Here is a 14,852-nt window from a genome sequence, read left to right as displayed (position 1 = left end):
GGTGGGGCGGGTGCGCCGCCGGCGATTCAGCTGCGGCGGGGTGGCAGCAAGCGGGTCAGGCGCGCTTCCAGGCGGCGTTTCAGCTCGGCTTCGATCTGCGGCACGAAGTCGTCGATGACATCCTGCAGGATCAGCTGGGCAGCCGCGCGCAGTTCGCTGTCCAGGCGCTTCAGTTCGGCGCCGCTGTCGCGCTGCAGCGTCTGCTCCAGGGTGCCGCGCAGGTCCGCGAGGGGGGCAGGCTCGAGCGGTTCGGCAGCGGCCTTGGGTCGATAGCTGGGCGCTGGCGTCGGCACCGGGAGCGGCGGCGCGCTGACGATGTCCGAAAGCACCGGGATGACATCCGGGTCGAGGGCGTCGACCAGCAGCGGCGGCTCGAGGCCCTCGTCACCCAGGAGTTCGCGGATCGACTCGAGGTCGTTCAGCAGTTGGGTGGGTTTTTTCGGTGGCGTTGGCTTGTCCATGGCGTGCAACTAGAGCTCGACTCGTTTCGGATCATAGCCCCGCTGGCGGTAACTGCGGTAATTCTCCCGGCAGGCGGTCAGCAGGTCCGGTTCCTGATTGACGATCTCGATGACCCGGCTGAAGCGGTCGACGAAGGGCGAGAGGCTCGGGTTGAGGTTGATCAGTACACCCTGCTCGGTGGCCGGTTGCTCATCCAGGCCGATGACCACCGGAGCCTGCGGATCATGCTGATGCAGGTCGTGAGGGACGAAGGTTTCCGCCTTGAAGCGCCACAGCAGCTCATCGAGCTCGGCACATTGCGCCGCATCGGCGGCGCGCAGGAATACCGGCAGGCCGGCGCGCCAGGCCTTCATCGCCAGCTGGCAGGCGGCGCGCAGGCGGTCAGCAGGGGTGGCGGAGGAGAGGACGTAGAACTCTATTCGGGGCATGGCGGTTTCGACGATGGGCGGCGGTGGCCGGGGCGGGCACGCTCGCCCCGGCGCGGGTCAGGCCTGGCTGCGGTCTAGCAGGTACTGGGTCAGCAGGGGCACCGGACGGCCGGTGGCGCCTTTGTCCTTGCCGCCGCTGATCCAGGCGGTACCGGCGATGTCCAGGTGAGCCCAGTGGTACTTCTTGGCGAAGCGCGAGAGGAAGCAGCCGGCGGTGATGGTGCCGGCCTTCGGCCCGCCGATGTTGGCGATATCGGCAAAGGGGCTGTCGAGCTGCTCCTGGTACTCGTCGAACAGCGGCAGCTGCCAGGCGCGGTCGTCGGCGTTCTGGCCGGCGCTCAGGAGTTGCTGGACGAGCTCGTCGTTGTTGCCCATCAGGCCGGAGGCGTTGCTGCCCAGGGCGACGATGCAGGCGCCGGTCAGCGTGGCGATGTCGATCACCGCCTGGGGCTTGAAGCGCTCGGCGTAGGTCAGGGTGTCGCACAGCACCAGGCGGCCTTCGGCGTCGGTGTTGAGGATCTCCACGGTCTGCCCGCTCATGCTGGTGACGATGTCGCCAGGGCGGGTGGCGCGGCCGCTGGGCATGTTCTCGGCGCAGGCCAGCAGGCACACCAGGTTGATCGGCAGCTGCAGCTCGAGCACGGCTTTCAGGGTGCCGAACACGCTGGCGGCGCCGCACATGTCGTACTTCATTTCATCCATCGACGCGGCCGGCTTGATGCTGATGCCGCCGGTGTCGAAGGTGATGCCCTTGCCGACCAGGGCGAAGGGTTTGTCGGTCTTCTTGCCGCCCTGGTAGTTGAGCACGATCATCCGCGGCGGCTGCTCGCTGCCCTGGGCCACGGCGAGGAAGGCGCCGGCGCCGAGCTCCTTGAGCTTCTTCTCGTCGAGAACCTCGACCTTGAGGTTCTTGTACGCCTTGGCCAGGGATTTGGCCTCCTCGGCCAGGTAGCTGGGGTGGCACAGGTTTGGCGGCAGGTTGCCCAGGTCCTTGGTGAAGGCCATGCCGGCGGCGATCGCCAGGGCATGCTGGGTGGCGCGCTCGACATCCGCCAGGTTGGCCTTGTCGCAGCTCAGGGTGACTTTCTTCAGGGCGCGCGGCTCGGCCTTCTGGCTCTTGAACTGGTCGAACTGATAGTCGCCGTCGACCAGGGTCTCTACCATTAGACGGGTCTTGCCATAGGCGTCGCGGCCTTTGACGCTCAGGTCCTGCAGCGCCAGCACGGCGTCGCTGCCGCCCAGGCCCTTGAGTATCGCGTGGGCGGCGACGATCAGTTTGCGCAGTTGACGGTCAGAGAGTTCAGCGTCCTTGCCGCTGCCGACCAGCAGCACGCGCTCGGCCTTGAGGCCTGGCAGGTTGTGCGCCAGCAGGGTCTGGCCGAGCTTGCCGGCGAGGTCGCCACGCTTGAGCAGCGCACTGATCGCGCCGGCGCAGGCGTTGTCGACCGCGGTCGCCGTTTCACCGAGCTTGCGGCCTTCGCCGACGGCGATGACCAGGGTGGCGGTTTTCAAGGTTTCCGGGCGAGCGCTTTTGGCAAGAAGTTCCATGGCGTAGTGTCCCCAAGACAAGAAGTCGGTATTGCAGGATAATGCCGGCTATTTTTTCAGTGGTTCGTCCGTGGGCGAGCCGGCATGCAGTGCGGCTAGTTTGATCGTAGCCGCCTGAGCCTGACAACCCTGGAGTGTCTGGTTTGATCGTCTTCCGTTATTTGTCCCGTGAGGTTCTGGTGACCCTGAGTGCGGTGAGTGCCGTGCTGCTGGTGATCATCATGAGTGGCCGCTTCATCAAGTATCTGGCGCAGGCAGCGCAAGGCCTGCTGGACCCGGGGGTGCTGTTTCTGATCATGGGCTTCCGTCTCCCCGGCTTCCTGCAGCTGATCCTGCCCCTGGGGTTGTTTCTCGGCATCCTGCTGGCCTATGGGCGGCTCTATCTGGACAGCGAGATGACCGTGCTGTCGGCCACCGGCATGAGTCAGCAGCGCCTGATGGTCTACAGCCTGGCGCCGTCGTTGCTGGTGGCGCTGCTGGTTGCATGGCTGAGCCTGGGGCTGGCGCCCCAGGGCGTGGCCGAACAGATGCGGATTCTCAACGAGCAGGATGCCCTGACCGAGTTCGACACCCTGGTGCCGGGGCGCTTTCAGGCGATGAAGGACGGCTCGCGGGTGACCTATACCCAGGAGCTGTCCCAAGACCGCGGCGAGTTGGCAGGGATCTTCATTTCCGAGAAGCGCTTTTCCCGCGAGGGCGGCAAGGAGCGTGGCATCACCGTGCTGGTGGCCGAAAGCGGGCGCCAGGAGTTGCAGGCCGACGGCAGTCGCTACCTGATTCTGGAAAACGGCTACCGCTACGACGGCAATCCCGGTCAGGCGGACTACCGGGCGATTCAATACGATACCTACGGTGTGCTGCTGCCCAAGCCCTCGGTGAGGGGCGAGATCAGCGAGCGCGAGGCGGTGCCGACCCGCGAGCTGATCGGCAGCGACAACCCGCGCCTGCAGTCCGAACTGCAGTGGCGCTTGTCGATCCCGTTGCTGGTGTTCGTCGTTGCCCTGCTGGCCGTGCCGCTGTCGCGGGTCAATCCGCGCCAGGGGCGCTTCCTCAAGCTGCTGCCGGCCATTCTCCTGTACATGGCTTATCTGGGGCTGCTGATCGCCGCACGCGGTGCCCTGGACAAGGGCAAGATTCCCCAGGAGCTGGGCTTGTGGTGGGTGCACGCAGTGTTCGTGCTGATCGGTCTGCTGTTGCTCTACTGGGAGCCGCTGCGTTTGAAGTGGGCAGCGCGTCGTACTGCGCGGGAGGTGGCTCGTGGTTAGGCTGGATAAATACATCGGCATTCAGGTGTTCTACGCCATCCTGTCCGTGCTGGGGATCATCGTCGGCCTGTCGTTGCTGTTCGCCTTCATCGACGAATTGGGCGACGTAGAGGGCGGCTACAGCCTCGGCGAGGCCGCCTGGTATGTGTTGCTGACCCTGCCGCGGCGGGTCTATGAAATGTTGCCGATGGCGGCGCTGATCGGCTGTTTGATCGGCCTCGGCAGTCTGGCCAGCAACAGCGAGTTGACCATCATGCGCGCCGCCGGCGTATCGGTCGGGCGGATCGTCTGGGCGGTGATGAAGCCCATGCTGGTGCTGATGCTGGTCGGCATCCTGATCGGCGAGTACCTGGCGCCCTGGAGCGAGAACCAGGCTCAGGCCAATCGCGCCATGGCGCAGGGAGGCGGCGAGGCGCAGAGCGCCAAGCGCGGCCTGTGGCACCGCCAGGGGCAGGAGTTCGTGCATATCAACGCCGTGCAGCCCAATGGCGTGCTGTATGGCGTGACCCGCTACCGCTTCGACGAGCAGCGTCATCTGCTGTCTTCGAGCTTCGCACGGCGGGCCCAGTTCCAGGGCGATCACTGGCAGCTGGAGCGGGTGGCGACCACGCATTTCCGTGAACGCAGCACCGAGGTGATCAAGACGCCGACCGAGCGCTGGGACGTTGAGCTCAATCCACAGCTGCTCGGCACTGTGGTGTTGGAGCCGGATGCGCTGTCGGTGACGGGGTTGTGGCGCTACATCCGGTACCTGGGCGAGCAGGGGCTGAACAACGGTCAGTATTGGCTGGCCTTCTGGACCAAGGTGCTGCAGCCACTGGTGACCGCCGCCCTGGTGTTGTTGGCCATTTCCTTCATCTTCGGCCCGCTGCGCTCCGTCACCCTGGGGCAGCGGGTATTCACCGGGGTGCTGGTGGGGTTCGTGTTCAGCATCGCCCAGGATCTGCTCGGCCCGTCCAGCCTGGTGTTCGGCTTTTCGCCGCTGCTCGCGGTGGTGATTCCCGCGGGTATCTGCGCGCTGGTGGGTATGGTGCTGCTGCGACGCGCTGGTTAAGGCGCCGCCACATGAAAAAAGCCGGCACATCGCCGGCTTTTTTCTTAAGGCTTACTTCTTGTGGATGTTCTTTGGCAGTTGCACGGTGCGGCTGTCGGAATAGATGTCGTGCCAGCTGCGTTTCTCCTTGTCCCACAGAATCCATAGAAAACCCAGGCCCAAGCTTAGCCATGAGGCGATGGCGACCAGAAAGCGCAGCAGTGCCTGCCACAGGCTGATCGCACTGCCATCGGGGTTCTGGATGCGGATCCCCCACACCTGCATGCCCAGGGTCTGGCCAGTGTGGGTCCAGAACTTGGCGAAGAAGCCGAACAGGCTGAGCAGCAGCAAGGTCGACAGCAAGGGGTCGCCGTCCAGGGCGCCGGCGTCGGACAGCTGTTTGAGCTGTGCTTCGCCATAGAAGCCCATAAGCACCAGTTTGTAGATGAAGGTCACGACGATCAGCAGGGCGACGCACAGCAGGAAGTCGTAGAACAGGGCCGCGAGGCGGCGAGTCAGGCCGGCGGCGGGAAATTCACCCTGCGGGCGCAGCAGGTGTTTCGGCATGGTGGGCTCGTCGGGTAATAGTGCGGTTAAGTCTTAAGCAGGCGTTTTTGCCTACCTTTAGGCATAAAAAAACCCCTGATGATGACATCAGGGGTTCTTCAAAGCGGCAGGTTTAGCTCAGGACTTGAACCTGGTCAGCCTGCATGCCTTTTTGACCTTGCACTGCAACGAAGCTGACTTTCTGGCCTTCTTTCAGGCTCTTGAAGCCGTTGCCTTCGATCGCGCGGAAGTGCACGAACAGATCCGGACCGCTTTCTGGAGTGATAAAACCAAAACCTTTCTCGTCGTTAAACCACTTGACGGTACCGTTCTGACGATTCGACATGTCTTATTTCCTTGAAACTAGAGTTGATGACAGCCCCTAAATAATAGAGGACTGAGACTGGTTGCAAAGAGTAATAGAAGTCGAGCGGGATGTAGCGGATCGAGAGGATCTACTGCATCAGGTCACGATTCACGGCGACCCATGCAAACACAGTTCAATCACTCTACGCTAAGTTTTGGGCAAATGCCAACCCCTGCGCGGCCCGAGAATCGTGGCGGATCGAGGGCTTTCACGGACTATCGAGGAGGTTGTTCAGGCTGGAAATCGAGAGCGCTGGGAAGGCAGTTCGGACGACTGCCTGATGTCGCTTCTGGGTGGCTGAAGCGACTGAAACTATGGTGCCCCGGGGGAGACTCGAACTCCCACTTCTTTCGAAAACGGATTTTGAATCCGCCGCGTCTACCGGTTCCGCCACCGGGGCACAATGGCGGCGCAGTATAGGGAGGCCGTTGTCCTCGGTCAATCCACCTGCGTGGTCAGTTTGCAGGAATTCCGGTAAGCTTTGCCGCCCTGAAATACGACCCCTTTCCCGCCATGCGCGTTGCCGACTTCCATTTCGAACTGCCCGATTCCCTGATCGCCCGTCACCCGCTGGCCGAGCGCCGCGCCAGTCGCCTGCTGGTGCTGGATGGCCCCAGCGGCCAGCTCGCCCATCGTCAGTTCGGCGACCTGCTCGAATACCTGCGTCCCGGCGACCTGATGGTGTTCAACAATACCCGGGTGATTCCGGCGCGGTTGTTCGGCCAGAAGGCGTCGGGCGGCAAGCTGGAAATCTTGGTCGAGCGCGTGCTGGACAGCCATCGGGTGCTGGCCCATGTGCGCTCGAGCAAGTCGCCCAAGCCGGGCTCGACCATCCTGCTCGAGGGCGGTGGTGAGGCGCAGATGCTGGCGCGACACGACGCGCTGTTCGAGCTGCGTTTCGGCGAGGAAGTCCTGCCGCTGCTCGAGCGCATCGGCCATATGCCGTTGCCGCCCTATATCGACCGCCCGGACGAGGCCGCCGACCGCGAGCGCTATCAGACCGTCTATGCGGCGCGCGCTGGCGCGGTGGCAGCCCCCACGGCCGGCTTGCACTTCGATGCGCCGATGCTCGCGGCGATCGCCGAGAAGGGGGTCGAGACCGCCTTCGTCACGTTGCACGTGGGTGCGGGCACCTTCCAGCCGGTGCGGGTCGAGCGGGTCGAGGATCACCACATGCACAGCGAGTGGCTGGAGGTCGGCCAGGACGTGGTGGATGCCGTGGCCGCCTGCCGGGCCCGAGGTGGGCGGGTGATCGCGGTCGGCACCACCAGCGTGCGTTCGCTGGAAAGCGCGGCGCGCGACGGCGTGCTCAGGGCATTCAGCGGTGACACCGACATCTTTATATACCCGGGCCGTCCGCTGCATGTGGTCGACGCCCTGGTCACCAACTTCCACCTGCCGGAGTCGACCCTGCTGATGCTGGTGTCGGCCTTCGCCGGTTACCCGGAAACCATGGCGGCCTACCAGAGTGCGGTCGCCGAGGGTTATCGCTTCTTCAGTTACGGTGATGCCATGTTCGTCACCCGCAATCCCGCACCGCGGGGCCCCGAGGAAACACTATGACGCGCACCTGTCGCATGTCTTTCGAGTTGCTGGCGAGCGATGGCAAGGCCCGTCGCGGGCGCCTGACCTTTCCCCGGGGCGTGGTCGAAACGCCGGCATTCATGCCGGTCGGCACCTATGGCACGGTCAAGGGCATGCTGCCCCGCGACATCGAGGCCATCGGTGCGCAGATCATTCTCGGCAATACCTTCCACCTGTGGCTGCGCCCGGGTACCGAGGTGATCAAGCGCCATGGCGACCTGCACGACTTCATGCAATGGCAGGGTCCGATCCTGACCGATTCGGGCGGCTTCCAGGTGTTCAGCCTGGGCGCCATGCGCAAGATCAAGGAGGAGGGCGTGACCTTCGCCTCGCCGGTAGATGGTTCCAAGGTGTTCATGGGGCCGGAGGAGTCGATGCAGGTGCAGCGCGACCTCGGCTCCGACATCGTGATGATCTTCGACGAGTGTACGCCCTATCCCGCCGAATTCGACGTGGCCAAGCGCTCCATGGAGCTGTCGCTGCGCTGGGCCAAGCGCTCGAAGGAGGCCCATGGCGAGAACAGCGCCGCGCTGTTCGGCATCGTCCAGGGCGGCATGCACGAAGAGTTGCGCATGCGCTCGCTGGAGGGGCTGAGCGAGATCGGCTTCGACGGTCTGGCGATTGGCGGCCTATCGGTCGGTGAGCCCAAGGATGAGATGATCCGCGTGCTGGACTACCTGCCGGCGCAGTTGCCGGCGGACAAGCCGCGCTACCTGATGGGCGTCGGCAAGCCGGAGGACCTGGTCGAGGGGGTGCGCCGCGGCGTGGACATGTTCGACTGCGTGATGCCGACGCGCAACGCACGCAACGGCCATCTGTTCGTCGAGACCGGGGTGCTGAAAATCCGCAATTCGGTGCACAAGCACGACGACTCGCCGCTGGACGCGTCCTGCGATTGCTACACCTGCCAGCATTTCTCCCGGGCCTACCTGCATCATCTGGATAAGTGCGGCGAAATGCTGGGAAGCATGCTCAATACCATCCACAACTTGCGCCACTATCAGCGCCTCATGGCTGGTTTGCGCGAGGCAATTCAACAGGGTACATTGGCCGCCTTTGTCGATGCCTTCTATGCGCGACGCGGCCTGCCGACACCGCCGCTCGCCTGATCTATCGCTGTTCTAAAGACCTTATCCAACAGGAGTGTTAAATGAGCTTTTTGATCCCCGCTGCTTACGCCGATGCCGCTGCCCCGGCTGCTGGTCCTGCCGGTACCGGTTTCGAGTGGGTGTTTCTGGTCGGTTTCCTGGTCATCTTCTACCTGATGATCTGGCGTCCGCAGGCCAAGCGCGCCAAGGAGCACAAGAGCCTGATCGGCAATCTGCAGAAAGGTGACGAGGTGGTGACCAGCGGCGGTATCGCCGGCAAGGTCACCAAGGTCAGCGATGACTTCGTGGTGATCGAAGCCTCTGACACCGTGGAGCTGAAGATCCAGAAAGTGGCCATCGCCGCCACCCTGCCCAAGGGCACGCTGAAAGCCATCTGAGTTTCACATCATTACCACTCGACGGGGCGCTTAATGCGCCCCGCGTCATAACGGGCGGCGTCATGCTCAATAAATTTCCTCTGTGGAAGTACCTGCTGATCGCGGCTGTGCTGACGATCGGCTTCGTCTATTCGGCTCCCAACCTGTACCCGGACGATCCAGCGATTCAGATCAGCGGTAACAGCACGGCGATGCGCGTCGAGCAGGCCGATTTGGAGCGCGCCAGTCGCGCCCTGAGCGAGGCGGGCATCGAGGTCAAGGCGTCCAGCCTGGCCGAGCAGGGGCGCGCGGGTCTGCTGCGTCTGGTCAACAAGGAAGACCAGTTGCCGGCCAAGGACGTGGTGCGCAAGGTGCTGGGTGGCGACTTCGTGGTCGCCCTGAACCTGGCGCAGACCACCCCGGACTGGTTGCGCAATATCGGCGCCGGACCGATGAAGCTGGGTCTGGACCTGTCCGGTGGCGTGCACTTCCTGCTGGAAGTGGACATGGACAAGGCCCTGGACGCCCGTCGCAAGGTCTACGAGGGCGAGGTCAAGAGCCTGCTGCGCAAGGAGCGGGTGCGCTATCGCAGCCTGCCCGAAGCCAATGGCGTGATTCAGCTGGGCTTCGCCGATGAGGCGACCCTGGAGAAAGCGCAGCGTCTGATTCGTCAGGACTTCACCGACTTCGAACAGGCCACAGTCGAGCGCGGCGACCAGCAGGTGCTGCGCCTGAGTCTGACCCAGGCCAAGCTCGCGGAGATCCGTGAGTACTCGATCAAGCAGAACCTGACCACGGTGCGTAACCGGGTCAACGAGCTGGGTGTGGCCGAGCCGCTGGTTCAGCGCCAGGGCGCCAATCGCATCGTGGTTGAGCTGCCGGGCGTGCAGGACACCGCCGAGGCCAAGCGCATCCTGGGCAAGACCGCGAACCTCGAGTTCCGCCTGGCTGCCGAGCTGGATGCGCCGCGTGCTTCGACCGAATCCTTCGAGTTTCGCGAAGAGGGTCGGCCGCCGGTGCAATTGGAGCGCGAGCTGATCATCACCGGTGACCAGGTGACCGATGCCCAGGCCAGTTTCGACGAGAACGGCCGGCCGCAGGTGAATATCCGTCTGGATGGCCATGGCGGCGATCTGATGAGCCGGGCGACCCGTAACAATGTCGGGCGCAGCATGGCGGTGATCTTCATCGAGCAGAAGCCGGTGACCCGCTACGCCCGCCAGGTGGTCGACGGCGTCGAGCAGGAAGTGGCGATCCCGAGTTTCGTCGAGGAGAAGAAGATCATCAGCCTGGCGACCATCCAGTCGCCGCTGGGCAGTCAGTTCCGCATCACCGGCCTGGACGGCCAGGGCGAGTCCTCCGAGCTGGCGCTGTTGCTGCGCGCCGGTGGCCTGGCCGCACCGATGTACTTCGCCGAGGAGCGCACCATCGGCCCGAGCCTGGGTGCCGACAACATCGCCAAGGGTGTCGATGCGTCGCTCTGGGGCATGCTCTTCGTGTCGCTGTTCATCATTGCGATCTACCGTTTCTTCGGTGTATTGGCGACCATTGCCCTGGGCTTCAACATGGTCATGCTGCTGGCGCTGATGTCGCTGCTCAGTGCCACCCTGACCTTGCCGGGTATCGCCGGTATCGTGCTGACCATGGGTATGGCGGTGGACGCCAACGTACTGATCTTCTCGCGCATCCGTGAGGAAATCGCCAATGGCATGTCGGTGCAGCGCGCCGTTCATGAAGGCTTCGATCGCGCCTTCACGGCCATCGTCGATGCCAACCTGACCACCCTGCTGGTCGGCGGCATCCTCTTCGCCATGGGAACCGGTCCGGTCAAGGGCTTTGCCGTGACCTTGTCGCTGGGGATCCTCACCTCGATGTTCACGGCGATTCTGGTGACGCGCGCGATGGTCAACCTGAGTGTCGGTGGGCGTGACTTCAAGAAGCTGTGGATCTAAGGGGCTGAGATGAATCGTACGATCAACTTCATGGGCGTGCGCAATATCGCGTTCGCCCTCACGGTGGTGCTGACGCTTCTGTCGTTGGGCAGCCTGTTTATCAAGGGCCTGAATCTGGGGCTGGACTTCACCGGCGGTACCCAGATCGAGCTGGGCTACGAACAGCCGGTCGATCTCGGCAAGGTGCGCCAGCAGCTGTCCGAGGCCGGTTTTGCCGGTGCCGTGGTGCAGAGTTTCGGTGCGACCACCGATGTGGTGGTGCGTATGCAGGGTGACGATCCCGATCTGGGCAGCAAGGTCGCCACGGCCCTGCGCCAGTCCGGCGATGCGCTCGAGGTGAAGAAGGTCGAGTTCGTCGGGCCGCAGGTGGGTGAGGAGTTGCGCGACCAGGGCGGGCTCGGCATGCTCCTGGCGTTGGGCGGGATAATGCTGTACCTGGCCTTCCGCTTTCAGTGGAAGTTCTCCATGGGGGCCATGCTCTCGCTGGTGCATGACGTCATCGTCACCCTGGGCTTCCTGGCGTTTTTCCAGGTCACCTTCGACCTGACCGTGCTGGCGGCCCTGCTGGCGATCATTGGCTATTCGCTGAACGACACCATCGTGGTGTTCGACCGGGTGCGCGAGAACTTCCGGGTGCTGCGCAAGACCAGCCTGCTCGACAACATCAACATCTCTACCACCCAGACCCTTCTGCGCACCCTGGCAACCTCGATTTCCACCTTGCTGGCAGTCGGTGCGCTGCTGTTGTTCGCCGGCGACAACCTGTTCGGCTTTTCCATTGCGCTGTTTATCGGTGTGCTGGTTGGCACGTACTCGTCGGTGTATATCGCCAACGTGGTACTGGTATGGCTCGACCTGACGGTCGAGGATCTGATCCCGCCGGTGGTCGCCGAAGAGGTCGACGATCGTCCCTGAGTCTGTGCGCGCTGTCGCATTCGGGACGAGTGGCTGCGGTGAGCATGGAACTTGCCGCGGCTGGCCTCGGTCGAAGCCTGCGAACAAGGCGAGATCCGCCGAATAGACAGAGCGTGAGCCAGGAGAAACCATGAACAAATCGATGCTCGTGGGCGCGGTATTGGGCGCTGTGGCAGTCACTGCCGGGGGCGCGGTCGCGACCTACAAGATGGTCAGCGGTCCCGAGTATGCCGAGGTGCTGGCGGTGCAGCCGGTCAAGGAAGCCATCCAGACCCCCCGTGAGGAATGTCGCGACGTCGCCGTGACCCGGCAGAAGCCGGTCAAGGATCAGCACCGCATCGCCGGTACGGCGATCGGCGCGGTGGTCGGTGGCTTGCTCGGCAATCAGGTGGGCGGCGGCACCGGCAAGAAGATCGCCACGGTCGCCGGCGCAGTGGGTGGCGGCTATGCCGGCAACAAGGTGCAGGAGAATATGCAGACCAATGACACCTACACCACCACCGAAACCCGCTGCAATACGGTGACCGACACCAGCGAGAAGCTGGTCGGTTACGATGTCGAGTACCGGCTGGACGGCGAGGTGGGTCAGGTGCGCATGGATCATGATCCGGGTCGCCAGATTCCGGTCAGGGAAGGCAAGCTGGTATTGGCCGCGCCCGCGCAGTAGTCACCGCTTTTCCAGTGCACACAAAAACGCGCCCCGCGGGGCGCTTTTTCTATGGGCGATAAAAAACCGGCGCGAGGCCGGTTTTTTCTGGAGCGGGGCGATCAGCGCTTCAGCGAGGTCGACAGGTGCGGCTGGATCGCCGTCAGCACCGCCTTGAAGCACTTGGTGTTGCCGGCGACGATCTGGCCCTTCTCGAGGAACTCATGGCTGCCGCTGAAGTCGCTGACCAGGCCGCCTGCTTCCTGAATCAGCAGTGCGCCGGCGGCCATGTCCCACTCGGACAGGCCGAACTCCCAGAAAGCGTCGAAACGGCCGGCGGCGACATAGGCCAGGTCCAGGCTGGCGGCGCCAGCGCGGCGTACGCCGGCGGTTTGGCCGACCAGGCTGCGGAACATGCCCAGGTAATTTTCCAGGTTGTCCAGCTGGCTGTCGCGGAACGGGAAGCCGGTGCCGAGCAGGGCGCCTTCCAGGCTCTTGCGGGTGCTGACGCGCAGGCGGCGACCGTTGAGGGCGGCGCCGCGGCCGCGGCTGGCGGTGAACTCTTCCTGGCGAACCGGATCGATGATGACCGCATGCTCGAGGCGGCCGCGGTACTTGCAGGCCACGCTGACCGCGAAGTGCGGGACGCCGCGGATGAAGTTGGTGGTGCCATCCAGCGGGTCGATGATCCACTGGTAATCGGCGCCTTCACCGCTGCCTTCGATCAGGCCGCCTTCTTCGCCGAGGAAGCCGTGGTTCGGGTAGGCCTTGCGCAGTGCCTGAATGATCAGCTGCTCTGCGGAGCGGTCGATCTCGGTCACGTAATCTTTGGCATCTTTCTCGTCGACCGAGATGACGTCCAAGCGTTCGATCGAGCGGAAAATCATTTCACCGGCGCTACGGGCTGCGCGCAGCGCGATATTCAGCATGGGCTGCATGGATGTTCACCTGGGTCGTTAAAGAAAGCCGGCCATTCTAGCAGAAAAGCCAAACGATTGAAGTGCTGCCTGTGTCGCGCATGGCATAAATGAGGGGGGTTCTGTAAGATTTGTTCCCCTTCGTTTTTTGATGTGAGTGCTCGAGTTGCTGCAGAACATTCGCGTGGTTTTGGTCAATACCAGTCATCCGGGCAATATCGGCGGCGCTGCGCGCGCCATGAAGAACATGGGGTTGTCACGACTGGTGCTGGTCGATCCGATCGACTTTCCCAGTGGGGACGCGGTGGCGCGAGCGTCCGGCGCCACCGATATCCTCGACGGCGCCCTGGTGGTGGGCACGCTGGAGGAGGCGTTGGTCGGCTGCAGCCTGGTGCTCGGTACCAGCGCCCGTGATCGTCGTATCCCCTGGCCGCTGCTTGATCCGCGTGAGTGTGGCGTGACGGCCTGTGAGCAGGCCGCTCAGGGCGGTGAGGTGGCGCTGGTGTTCGGTCGTGAGTATGCCGGGCTGACCAACGAAGAGCTGCAGCGCTGCCAGTTCCATGTGCATATCCCGTCGGATCCGCAGTTCAGCTCGCTGAATCTGGCGGCGGCGGTGCAGGTGCTGGCCTATGAGGTGCGTATGGCCTGGCTGGCGGCGCAGAATCAGCCGACCAAGGTCGCCAAGGTGGAAGCCACGGCCATGCTCGATATGCAGCCGGTAACGGCTGATGAGTTGGAGTCTTTCTATGCGCACCTGGAGTTGGCCCTGGTGGAAATCGGTTTTCTCGATCCGGCCAAGCCGCGGCACTTGATGAGTCGATTGCGGCGCCTCTATGGTCGTAGTGGTGTCAGTAAGCTGGAAATGAATATCTTGCGCGGCATTCTGACGGAAACCGTCAAGGCCGCGCGTGGTGAGCACCATAAACAGGGGAAGTCTGATGTTTGAGCGCATGCGGGAAGATATCCAGAGTGTATTTCATCGCGATCCGGCGGCGCGTAACGCCCTGGAGGTGGTGACCTGCTACCCGGGTCTGCATGCGGTCTGGTTGCATCGTGTGGCCCATGCGCTGTGGGGTTCTGGCTGGAAGTGGTTGGCGCGAATGGTGTCCAACTTCGGGCGCTGGTTGACCGGAATCGAGATTCACCCGGGGGCGAAGATTGGGCGGCGCTTCTTCATCGACCACGGAATGGGCATTGTCATCGGCGAGACGGCCGAGATCGGCAATGATGTCACCCTGTACCAGGGCGTGACCCTGGGTGGCACCAGTTGGAACAAGGGCAAGCGCCATCCGACCCTCGAGGATGGTGTGGTGGTCGGCGCCGGCGCCAAGGTGCTGGGGCCGTTTACCGTCGGCACGGGCGCGAAGATCGGCTCCAACGCCGTGGTGACCAAGGCGGTGCCGGCGGGGGCTACCGCCGTGGGGATTCCGGGGCGGATCATCGCCAAGCTCGACGGCGACCAGGAGGCCAAGCGTCAGGCGATGGCGGAAAAGCTTGGCTTCGATGCCTACGGCGTCGGTCAGGACATGCCGGACCCGGTTGCGCGGGCCATCGGTCAGTTGCTCGATCATCTGCAGGCAGTGGATGGCCGCTTGGAAGGCATGTGCAGCGCGCTTACCGCGCTGGGCAGCGACTACTGCGCGAAGGAATTGCCGGCGCTGCGTGACGAGGACTTCGCCGGTGTCTGCAAGGATCAGGACGGCAAGCCGGCCGCCTGATGCATG

16 protein-coding genes and 1 tRNA gene are annotated in these 14,852 nt (G+C 63.6%); 10 read left to right on the top strand and 7 right to left on the bottom strand.

All coding sequences use genetic code 11. The annotated features are described in order from the left end of the window. Nucleotides 1–26 precede the first annotated feature (26 nt). From KDW96_RS06765 to KDW96_RS06755, 3 genes are read right to left on the bottom strand one after another with little or no spacing between them, the layout of a single operon-like run. Nucleotides 27–461, bottom strand: a complete 435-nt coding sequence (locus KDW96_RS06765) for a DNA polymerase III subunit chi (RefSeq protein ID WP_255839669.1) — start codon at nucleotides 459–461, stop codon at nucleotides 27–29. A 9-nt stretch (nucleotides 462–470) separates the two neighbouring features. Next, nucleotides 471–890 carry a DNA polymerase III subunit chi gene (locus KDW96_RS06760; RefSeq protein WP_255839668.1) on the bottom strand — a complete coding sequence of 140 codons (420 nt, stop codon included), beginning with the start codon at nucleotides 888–890 and terminating at the stop codon, nucleotides 471–473. A gap of 57 nt (nucleotides 891–947) precedes the next feature. Beyond that, on the bottom strand, nucleotides 948–2,438 hold the full coding sequence (locus KDW96_RS06755) for a leucyl aminopeptidase (RefSeq protein ID WP_255839667.1): 1,491 nt from the start codon (nucleotides 2,436–2,438) through the stop codon (nucleotides 948–950). A 143-nt stretch (nucleotides 2,439–2,581) separates the two neighbouring features. Between KDW96_RS06755 and lptF the strand changes: the two genes are divergently transcribed. Continuing rightward, entirely contained in the window at nucleotides 2,582–3,703 is a 1,122-nt protein-coding gene (lptF, locus tag KDW96_RS06750) for an LPS export ABC transporter permease LptF (protein WP_255839666.1), read from the top strand. Beyond that, on the top strand, nucleotides 3,696–4,757 hold the full coding sequence (lptG, locus tag KDW96_RS06745; RefSeq protein WP_255839665.1) for an LPS export ABC transporter permease LptG: 1,062 nt from the start codon (nucleotides 3,696–3,698) through the stop codon (nucleotides 4,755–4,757). The genes lptF and lptG overlap by 8 nt, the downstream gene beginning before the upstream one ends. A gap of 51 nt (nucleotides 4,758–4,808) precedes the next feature. Here lptG and KDW96_RS06740 read toward each other — a convergent pair whose 3' ends face one another. From KDW96_RS06740 to KDW96_RS06730, 3 genes are all read right to left on the bottom strand, one after another. Then, entirely contained in the window at nucleotides 4,809–5,303 is a 495-nt protein-coding gene (locus KDW96_RS06740; protein ID WP_255839663.1) for an RDD family protein, read from the bottom strand. Nucleotides 5,304–5,415: 112 nt separating this feature from the next. Beyond that, complete coding sequence (locus tag KDW96_RS06735; protein WP_208708635.1) at nucleotides 5,416–5,628, bottom strand: cold-shock protein; 213 nt, start codon at nucleotides 5,626–5,628, stop codon at nucleotides 5,416–5,418. 336 nt (nucleotides 5,629–5,964) lie between these two features. Next, a tRNA-Leu gene (locus KDW96_RS06730) sits at nucleotides 5,965–6,049 on the bottom strand. Between the two features lie 113 nt (nucleotides 6,050–6,162). On the opposite strand from KDW96_RS06730, the gene queA reads away from it, so the two are divergent. The 6 genes from queA (at nucleotide 6,163) to KDW96_RS06700 (ending at nucleotide 12,232) form a co-directional block, all read left to right on the top strand. Continuing rightward, nucleotides 6,163–7,212, top strand: a complete 1,050-nt coding sequence (gene queA, locus KDW96_RS06725; RefSeq protein WP_255839662.1) for a tRNA preQ1(34) S-adenosylmethionine ribosyltransferase-isomerase QueA — start codon at nucleotides 6,163–6,165, stop codon at nucleotides 7,210–7,212. 14 nt (nucleotides 7,213–7,226) lie between these two features. Continuing rightward, nucleotides 7,227–8,342 carry a tRNA guanosine(34) transglycosylase Tgt gene (gene tgt, locus KDW96_RS06720; protein ID WP_255840490.1) on the top strand — a complete coding sequence of 372 codons (1,116 nt, stop codon included), beginning with the start codon at nucleotides 7,227–7,229 and terminating at the stop codon, nucleotides 8,340–8,342. Nucleotides 8,343–8,383: 41 nt separating this feature from the next. Then, the gene (gene yajC, locus KDW96_RS06715; protein WP_255839661.1) at nucleotides 8,384–8,719 is read left to right on the top strand and encodes a preprotein translocase subunit YajC; all 336 of its coding nucleotides are present in this window, start codon (nucleotides 8,384–8,386) and stop codon (nucleotides 8,717–8,719) included. A gap of 62 nt (nucleotides 8,720–8,781) precedes the next feature. After that, entirely contained in the window at nucleotides 8,782–10,650 is a 1,869-nt protein-coding gene (gene secD / locus KDW96_RS06710) for a protein translocase subunit SecD (protein WP_255839660.1), read from the top strand. A gap of 9 nt (nucleotides 10,651–10,659) precedes the next feature. Further along, nucleotides 10,660–11,565: a protein translocase subunit SecF gene (gene secF, locus KDW96_RS06705; protein WP_255839659.1), complete on the top strand. Its 906-nt coding sequence runs from the start codon at nucleotides 10,660–10,662 to the stop codon at nucleotides 11,563–11,565. 130 nt (nucleotides 11,566–11,695) lie between these two features. After that, nucleotides 11,696–12,232, top strand: a complete 537-nt coding sequence (locus tag KDW96_RS06700) for a glycine zipper 2TM domain-containing protein (protein WP_255839658.1) — start codon at nucleotides 11,696–11,698, stop codon at nucleotides 12,230–12,232. Between the two features lie 101 nt (nucleotides 12,233–12,333). Here KDW96_RS06700 and suhB read toward each other — a convergent pair whose 3' ends face one another. Then, nucleotides 12,334–13,149: a type III secretion system regulator SuhB gene (gene suhB / locus KDW96_RS06695; protein ID WP_255839657.1), complete on the bottom strand. Its 816-nt coding sequence runs from the start codon at nucleotides 13,147–13,149 to the stop codon at nucleotides 12,334–12,336. Nucleotides 13,150–13,294: 145 nt separating this feature from the next. Between suhB and trmJ the strand changes: the two genes are divergently transcribed. Beyond that, nucleotides 13,295–14,074: a tRNA (cytosine(32)/uridine(32)-2'-O)-methyltransferase TrmJ gene (gene trmJ, locus KDW96_RS06690; RefSeq protein WP_255840489.1), complete on the top strand. Its 780-nt coding sequence runs from the start codon at nucleotides 13,295–13,297 to the stop codon at nucleotides 14,072–14,074. Beyond that, entirely contained in the window at nucleotides 14,067–14,846 is a 780-nt protein-coding gene (gene cysE / locus KDW96_RS06685) for a serine O-acetyltransferase (RefSeq protein WP_255839656.1), read from the top strand. Before trmJ ends, cysE begins: the two co-directional genes overlap by 8 nt. Nucleotides 14,847–14,852 lie beyond the last annotated feature (6 nt).

This window comes from Pseudomonas benzenivorans (assembly GCF_024397895.1).
In the GTDB taxonomy this organism is placed as follows: domain Bacteria; phylum Pseudomonadota; class Gammaproteobacteria; order Pseudomonadales; family Pseudomonadaceae; genus Aquipseudomonas; species Aquipseudomonas benzenivorans_A.
The sequence above is the reverse complement of the archived record's forward strand: the minus strand, read 5'-3'. Positions and strand labels throughout refer to the sequence as shown.